Origin of the sequence: Sphingomonas sp. PAMC 26605 (genome assembly GCF_000241485.1) — a bacterium.
Taxonomy (GTDB): domain Bacteria; phylum Pseudomonadota; class Alphaproteobacteria; order Sphingomonadales; family Sphingomonadaceae; genus Sphingomonas.
Map to the genome: position 1 here is coordinate 853863 of NZ_JH584241.1, position 7410 is coordinate 861272.

At 68.4% G+C, this 7410-nt stretch carries 6 protein-coding genes; 1 reads left to right on the forward strand and 5 read right to left on the reverse strand.

From position 1 onward, the window contains the following. Nucleotides 1–43 precede the first annotated feature (43 nt). On the forward strand, nucleotides 44–1528 hold the full coding sequence (locus tag RH90_RS03810) for a lipopolysaccharide biosynthesis protein (RefSeq protein ID WP_010183988.1): 1485 nt from the start codon (nucleotides 44–46) through the stop codon (nucleotides 1526–1528). Nucleotides 1529–1531: 3 nt separating this feature from the next. Here the strand turns inward: RH90_RS03810 and RH90_RS03815 are convergent, their stop codons facing one another. The 5 genes from RH90_RS03815 to prmC all read right to left on the reverse strand — a co-directional run bounded on the left by RH90_RS03815 (nucleotide 1532) and on the right by prmC (nucleotide 7343). Further along, nucleotides 1532–1960: a CBS domain-containing protein gene (locus RH90_RS03815; protein WP_010183989.1), complete on the reverse strand. Its 429-nt coding sequence runs from the start codon at nucleotides 1958–1960 to the stop codon at nucleotides 1532–1534. 99 nt (nucleotides 1961–2059) lie between these two features. Beyond that, the gene (locus RH90_RS03820; protein ID WP_232280297.1) at nucleotides 2060–3550 is read right to left on the reverse strand and encodes a DUF4139 domain-containing protein; all 1491 of its coding nucleotides are present in this window, start codon (nucleotides 3548–3550) and stop codon (nucleotides 2060–2062) included. Between the two features lie 47 nt (nucleotides 3551–3597). Beyond that, complete coding sequence (locus tag RH90_RS03825; protein ID WP_010183991.1) at nucleotides 3598–5034, reverse strand: DUF4139 domain-containing protein; 1437 nt, start codon at nucleotides 5032–5034, stop codon at nucleotides 3598–3600. Nucleotides 5035–5192: 158 nt separating this feature from the next. Then, entirely contained in the window at nucleotides 5193–6269 is a 1077-nt protein-coding gene (locus tag RH90_RS03830; protein ID WP_010183992.1) for a DUF4167 domain-containing protein, read from the reverse strand. Nucleotides 6270–6524: 255 nt separating this feature from the next. Continuing rightward, nucleotides 6525–7343, reverse strand: coding sequence for a peptide chain release factor N(5)-glutamine methyltransferase (prmC, locus tag RH90_RS03835; protein ID WP_029625017.1), 819 nt, complete (start codon nucleotides 7341–7343; stop codon nucleotides 6525–6527). Nucleotides 7344–7410: the final 67 nt, after the last annotated feature.

Consider the following 7410-nt stretch of genomic DNA (forward strand, 5'->3'; position numbering starts at 1 on the left):
ACGTTCAGTGCTCTTTAAAGGAGTTTCCGCTAAGCGCTCCGGGATGGACGTCGTCGCCGAAACCCCGAATCAGCCCGCAGAGTCGCTCTCGAATCAGGTCCGCAGCGCGGTGATCTGGCGCTCGGGCAGCCAGATTCTCGCGCAGCTGGTGCAATGGGCCGCCACCTTCCTCGTCATCCGCATCCTTAACCCGCACGATTACGGGCTGTTCGCGATGACCGGCGTGGTGCTGGTGTTCCTCAACATGCTCAACGGCTATGGCCTCGCGAGCGGCCTGATCCAAAAGCCCGAGATCACGCAGCGCGACATCCGACAACTGTTCGGAATGCTGCTGCTGCTCAACGGACTGCTCGCCGCGGCACAGGTCTTTATCCTCGCCCCCGCCGCCGCCGCTTATTACCGCCAGCCGATCGTCGCGCACATGCTGCAGGTCCAGGCACTGCTCTACGCCACCACCCCGTTCATCGCGCTCCCTTATGCGCTCCTATCACGTACGCTCGACTTCAAGCTGCAGGCGCGCGTCAACATCCTCGCCTCGATCGCCAGCGCAAGTGCAGCCCTAGGGGGTGCGCTCGCCGGACTCGGCGTGTGGACCCTGGTGTTCGCGCCGCTCGTGCTGTTCGGGGTGCGCGCGATCGGCATGACGATCGCGGCGAAGTCGCTGGTCTGGCCGAGCTTCGACTTTCGCGGATCGGGAACGCTCGCACGCTATGGCGGCGTAATGGCGGCGGGCCAGCTCTTCTGGTTCGCGCAGAGCCAGGCCGACGTGTTCATCGCCGGCAGGCGCTTTTTGCCGCACGACCTCGGACTGTATACCGAGAGCCTGTTCCTGACTCAGGTGTTCGTCTCGAAGTTCGTCCCCCCGCTCAACGAGGTGGCCTTTTCCGCCTATGCGCGGATCCAGCACGACAGCGCTGCGGTCGCCGCGGCGTTCGATCGCTCGGTACGAATCGTCATGCTCGCCGCTCTGCCCTTCTATTTCGGGCTGGCGGTGACCGCGCGCCCGCTGGTCGACGCGGTGCTCGGCGACAAATGGAGCGGGACCGCACCGATCGTCCATCTGCTCGCGCTCGCCATGCCGTTCATGACCTTGCAGGTGTTGCTGCAACCCGCGTGCGATGCACGCGGACGCCCCGGGATCGGCGTCGGCAACGGCGCGTTCGGCGCGCTGGTGCTGTCGAGCGGCTTTCTGGTTGCGGTGCAGTGGGGCGCGACCGGCCTCGCGACGGCGTGGATCCTGACCTACCCGCTCTATCTCGGCTTCAGCCTGTGGCGATCGCTGCCGGTGATCGGCACCACCATCCGCCGCCTCGCGCTGGCGATCGCACCGGCGTTCTGCGCCGCCGCGACGATGGCGCTGGGCGTGACGCTCGTTGCCGCACTGCTGCCGCCGTTGCCCGACTGGCCCGAACTCGCGATTCTCGTCACGACCGGCGCGATCGTCTATGTCGCGGCGCTGTTGCTCTTCGCGCGCGGCGCGGTGCGCGAGCTCGTCGCGGTGGTGCGCAAGCAGCCGATCCCGGGCTGAGGATCAGGCCGACTGGATGTAGCTGCGCATTGCCTCGGCATCGGCCTCGATCTTGTCGATGCGATATTTGACGAGATCGCCGATCGAGACGAAGCCGATCACGCGGCCCTGATCGACCACGGGCAGATGCCGGATCCGCCGCCGCGTCATCAGCGACAGTGCGCCGATCACCGCTTCATCGGGCGCGACGGTGATCGGCGGCGCGGTCATCGTCTCGGCGACGCTGCGCGTCATCGCGTCGCCGCCATGCGCGGCGATCGCGTGGATCACGTCGCGTTCTGAAAAGATGCCGACGACCGCATCGCCTTCCATCACCGGGACCGCACCGACGCGGCGCTCCGCGAGCAACGCGACCGCGTCGCCGACGCTCTGCTTGGCGGTGATCGAAACCACCTCGCGCCCTTTGCTGCTAAGGATTGCGGCGATCGTCATTGGCTCTCTCCTGTCTGCGCTCGTCAGCCGAGTCTCTCAGGCGGGGGAGGATTTCACGTTTGGCGGGACTTGGGAAGTCGCCGCCGGAGGCACCGCGGGCTATTGGCTGTACGACAGCGTCTGCGCACCGTTGGCGGGCACGGTAACCGCCCAGATCAGCGCGCCATCCTTGCGCGTCACGGCGGCGTTGCGCCCGATCAGATCCTGGAAGAACCCCTTGCCGTCAAGCCGCGCCTCGAACTGGATGGGGTGCGGATTGGCGTTGCGGACGGTCATCAGCTCGACGACACCATCGCCGCCGACCGTCTTGCGTCGATCCTCGAGCGTCACCTGCGTCGCCGGCGCGATCCGGGCCTCGACGCGTTCGCCGATCGCCTTGTCGGCAATCGCCCCCTCGCCGATCAGCAGCGAGGTACCGTCGCGTGGCTGTAAGACCGCGACCCGCCCGGCCGGCAGCGCCACGCCGAGCCCCGCATCCTTGCGGTTTTCCACGCGCAGCGTCAGCATCGGCGCGTCGATCCGGCCGCTCTCATCTCCGCGAACGGTGTAGAGAAGCTCGATTGGTACAGCCTTGCGCGCGAGCATCGCGACCTGCTTCTGCGCCAGCGCCGCGACGGTGGTGCGCCCGGGAACGCGGTACAGCTTGAGATCGCCGAGATCCTCTTGCCGCGCCATCGGCGGCGGCGGAGGCGGAGGCGGCGCCGGCGGGGGCGGAGCAGCGAACCGCGCCGCGGTAACGACGATCGAGTCCGCGCGCGATGCGACCCCCTGCGACACCGCGATCGGATGCGGGAAGCATTCGAATGTCTGCGCGCCGCCCCGCCGCCGCAACCAGGGCGGCGGCGCACGATCGTCGCGCGCGGCATTGCCCGCGACGACCATTGCCTCGGCATCGGCGAAGCGCGTCGTGTCGCTGCTCGCGAGCGTCAGCCAGGCGAACAGGTCGGCAGTGCGGCCGTCGGGGCGCACTGTCGCGACATAATCGGCCTGCCAGTCGAAGCCCCAAGCGAGATAGGACAAGGTCACCGTGACATTTGCCGCGGCGGGTGATTCGAGCGCAACCGACAGCGTCGGCCGGGCGGGCGCGTTCGCTGGGACATGATCATACACCAGCGCTTCGCGCCCCGGCTCGCAATCGACCGCGACGAATCCGTTGCGGGTCTGGAGGATCGCGGCACCATCGGGCCCGGAGCGGATGATCGCGGGCTCCTCGACGATCCGCTTGGCGATCGTCCGGCGGATCGTGACGGGGCGGCCGAAGCTCCCGGAATAAAGGCTGCGCGGAGACAGCAAGTCGGCGTCGAGATTCTTCTCGCGCACGCCGTTCGGCAGGCCGGTGACGATCGCGCTTTCGGGCAGGATCCCCGCGGCGACGCCTTCGAAGCGCAGCGTCGTCCGACCGGCAGGGATCGAAACGCGGCGGCGCTCGGTGATCAGCGCATAGCCGCGCAGCCATGAGCGGTCGATCGGCGTATCGGCGCTGCGATCGGGCGCGCGGTAGATCGTCACCGCGACCGTATCGGGGCCCGATGAAACGATCTGCGCCCCGGCGGGCAGCGCCAGCAGCGCACCCAGCAGCAGAGCCAGCACCGGTATCAGCCCCCGGATCAGCCGTTGCACCGCACGGCGCATGCCGCTCAGAACCGCGTGTCGAAGGTCGCGGTCACGCTGGTCGAGCCGTTGGCAGGGACACGCACCTGCCATACGGCTTCATCGGCGGTCGGGCGCTCGCTCTTCTGGCTTTCCTGAAGGATGCGCGTGTCGTGCCACCAGCGATCGAGCCCGGCTTGCGCGAGCTCGACGGTCGTCTCGCTCGCGCGCGCGTTGGTCAGCGTGTAGCGCATCGTCGTGCGCCAGCGAGATGCGTCGATCCGTTCGCGCTTCTCGACCACCGGGAGAATCTTGACGTCGAACGCTTCGCCGGTTTTCAGCGCGAGCCGCGACCCCATCGGGGTGTGTGGGATGGCGCTTTCGCCGATGAATTGCGGCGTTCCGCGCGCATCGCGCATATAGACGCGGACGGTGCCGGCGGGGAGCGCATCGCCCAGCCCGCCGTCGCGCGACGAGCTGAACTTGAGCACGGTATCGACGCTTTGCGCTTCGCTTTGCGTCCCGAGCCAGGCGTTGCGATAGAAATAGGCCTTGGCGGCGGGGGCACCCGACACATCGAGAAAGCTGACCTGCTTGGTCTGTGCATCGGCGATCGTGGTGCGTTCGGCCAGCGGATAGAGGTAGAAATCGCCGAGCTGCTCGCGCTGCGCGGTTTCGGTGCCGGGTTGGTTGCCGCGCGGCTGGGCATAGCGCGGTCCGCCGCCATAATAGCGCGGGCGATTCTCGTCGTCCTCGCTGCCGACCGATCCCGCGACGAGCATTGTCTTCGCTTCATTGAACGTCGTACCGCTGGTGTTGGTCAGCGTGATCCAGCCCTGGACGTCGAGCTTGCCGAGCTTTTCATCGAACAAGGCGACGTAATCGGCCTTCCAGCCGAGCCCGCGCGAGAGATAGGTGAGCGTCGCCGGGCGCGTTCCCGCACTCGTGCTGTCGAGCGTCACCGACAGCGTCGGGCGTGCGCGCAGATTGGGCGGGAGCGTGGGGAAGATCACGCGGCCGGCATTCCGGTCGAGCACCTCGATCCGGCTGCCGATCTGGACGATCGTGCCGTTATTGTTGGCGAGCACGCGGGCTTCCTCGCGGATTTCGGCGCCGGTCGCAGGATTGGTGCGGACGAGCGTGACGGTCTGGCCGACCGCTTTGTCCATCAGCTTTTGCGGCGAGAGCAGGTCGTAATCGAAATTCTGCTCGACGACGCTTGCGCCATCGGTGGTGAGCGTGACCGTCTCGGGCCGGATCGCGGCCGAGACGTCGGCAAAGTCCTGGCGACCGCGACCGCGCGGGAGCGCGAGCTGGCGGGTATCGCGGATCAGCGCGAGATCGTTGTTATAGATAGTAACCGCGACATCGCCCTGTCCCGAGCGCGGTGCGGTGAGCGGCGCCGCGCCTTGCGGCACGGGCGCGGTCTGCGCGCCGGCCAGCGCGGGGACCCACAGCATCGTCGAAGCCAGCCAGATCCGCATGTCGCCTCCCCCATTCCTGTTCTGGGGCTAGGCTAGAAATATAACCGCGGTGTTACAATCTCTTCGGTCACGGGCGGCACTCAGGCCGGCGCGCCGCGTCGAAGGATAGCCCCGTTTGCGTGCGTCACCCCGTCCTCAGGTCGGGGTGCCGCATGGGCTTACTCGACCGTGGTCGCCGCATTTGCGGGCGGACGACCGCGACGGCGGCGCGGCTTTTCGACGACTTCGCCTTCGTGGCCGAGCTCGGGCTCGGCCACCGCCGAGATGTTGAGCGCGGGCGGCAAGCGATCGGCGGCAAAACCGTTATCTTCGAAAGCCGCTTCGTCCGACGCTGGCGCGTCAGGCACTGCAGCCGCCTCGACCACCGGCGCCGCATCGCGACGTGGGCGGCCCCGGCCGCGGCGCGGTGCCTCGGCGACGGGCTCGACCGGCGCAGCGGCTTCGAACGACAGCGCCTCGGCGACGGGCTGCGCTTCGTCGGCGGGCTCGGCGGTGCGGGGCGACCGGTCGGGGCGCTCGGGACGCTCATAGCGCTCGGCGCGCGCCGGCTGACGCTCGGTGCGGTCTTCGCGCGATGCGTCCGCCTGGCGGTAATCGCCACCCTCGGCATTGCCGTTCACGCGGCCGCGCGGGCGATCCTCATACCCTTGTGCGTCGTCGCGCGATTCCGCGCCACCCTGGCCGTTCGCGGCGGCGTGGTTCGACTGGCCATTCTGCGAATAGCCGCGATTGCCATCCTGACGATTGCCGTCCTGGCGGTTGCCATCCTGGCGATAGCCGTTCTGGCCACCGCGCTGCTGGTCGCCACGGTTCTGCTCGCGCTGCTGGTCGCCGCGCGGTTGCTCACCCCGCGGTTGCTCCCCCCGCGGCTGCTCGAGGACGCGCTCGCCCTCGTCCTCGTAATCGGGCTCGTCCTCGTCGAGCGTCGCGCCCTGGATCCGCTTGGTCGAGACCGCGCCGCCGTTTTCTTCGAAACGCGCGCGCGTTTCGGCGAGCACGCGGAAATAGTGATCGGCGAACTGGAGGTAATATTCGACGTTGACGCGGTCGCCCTGCATCTGCGCGTCGCGCGCGAGCGTCTTGTATTTCTCGAGCAATTGCGCGGCATTGCCGCGGGCGCGATTGTCGATGCGGTTGCCGGTGTCCTGACGACCCGGATTGCCACCACCACCCGACGAGCGCTGCTGCTGCCCGCCACGGCCGCGACGGCGGCCGGCCTGACGATTATTGATCAACGTCTTGTTGTCCTGTCCTTGGGAACCAACCTGGTCACGCTCCAGAAATATGGATGCAATGCCTCCTGCGCGCCGGCCACCGACCATCGGCTCTGCGCGCTTGCCAGCGTCGCCGGACGAGGCGACTGCAGGACGATGGAGGCGGACACCAGCCCATTTTCAACCGACTATGGTGAGAATGCGTGCCCCTGCGCCGTCCAATAGCGGGTCGCGGGGCAATCTCCAAGCGGAATATTGTGCTGATCGAACGCAATGTCACGCGATCGGCGTTGCGATCAGGGCGCGCGGATGGCCGGCGAGATCGTGCCGCAGCGCGACCGCTAGGCCTTGCGCGGCGAGCAGCGCGGTGACGGCGGATGCCTGGGTCGAGCCGATCTCGAGGATCGCGGCGCCGCCAGGCGCGAGCAGCGCCGGAAGCTGCGGCGCGATCCGGCGATAGTCGTCGAGCCCGTCGGCGCCGGCGAATAGCGCCATGCCGGGCTCGTGCGCGCGCACCTCTGCCGGGAGCGGCTCGTCGGTGCCGATATAGGGCGGGTTCGAGAGGATCAGATCGAACGCGCCGTCGAGGTTGGTCGCCCAGTCGCCGCTGCGGAATTCGGCGCGGGTCGCAAGGCCGAGCGTCGTGGCGTTGCGCGTCGCATAGGCGAGTGCTTCGGGGGAGGCATCGACGCCGAGCCCGGTCGCGCCTGGCCATTGGTCGAGCGCGGCGAGCAGCAGCGTGCCCGGGCCGGTGCCGAGATCGAGGATGCGGCGCGGCGCGGCTGTGCCGAAATGCGCGAGTGCGGCGTCGAGCAACGTCTCGCTGTCGGCGCGGGGCACGAGCACGCCGGGCCCGACCGCGAGCTCGATCGTCCAGAAGGCGCGGGTGCCGGTGATATAGGCGATCGGCTCATGCGCGAGGTGGCGGGCGAGCAACGGGCCGAAGCTGTGCGGCGTGGCGGACTCGAGCCGGTTGAGCAGGAGCTGCTCGCGCGTGATGCCGAGTGCGTGCGCCATCAGGAGCTCGGCGTCGAGCCGTGGGGTTTCGCTGACGTCGGCGAGAAAATGGGTGGCCGCGGCAAGCGCCGGCCGAATCCTCCCCTCCCCTTCAGGGGAGGGGTCGGGGGTGGGGGAAGCCTCGCAGAGCGCTGGCGTCCCGCAC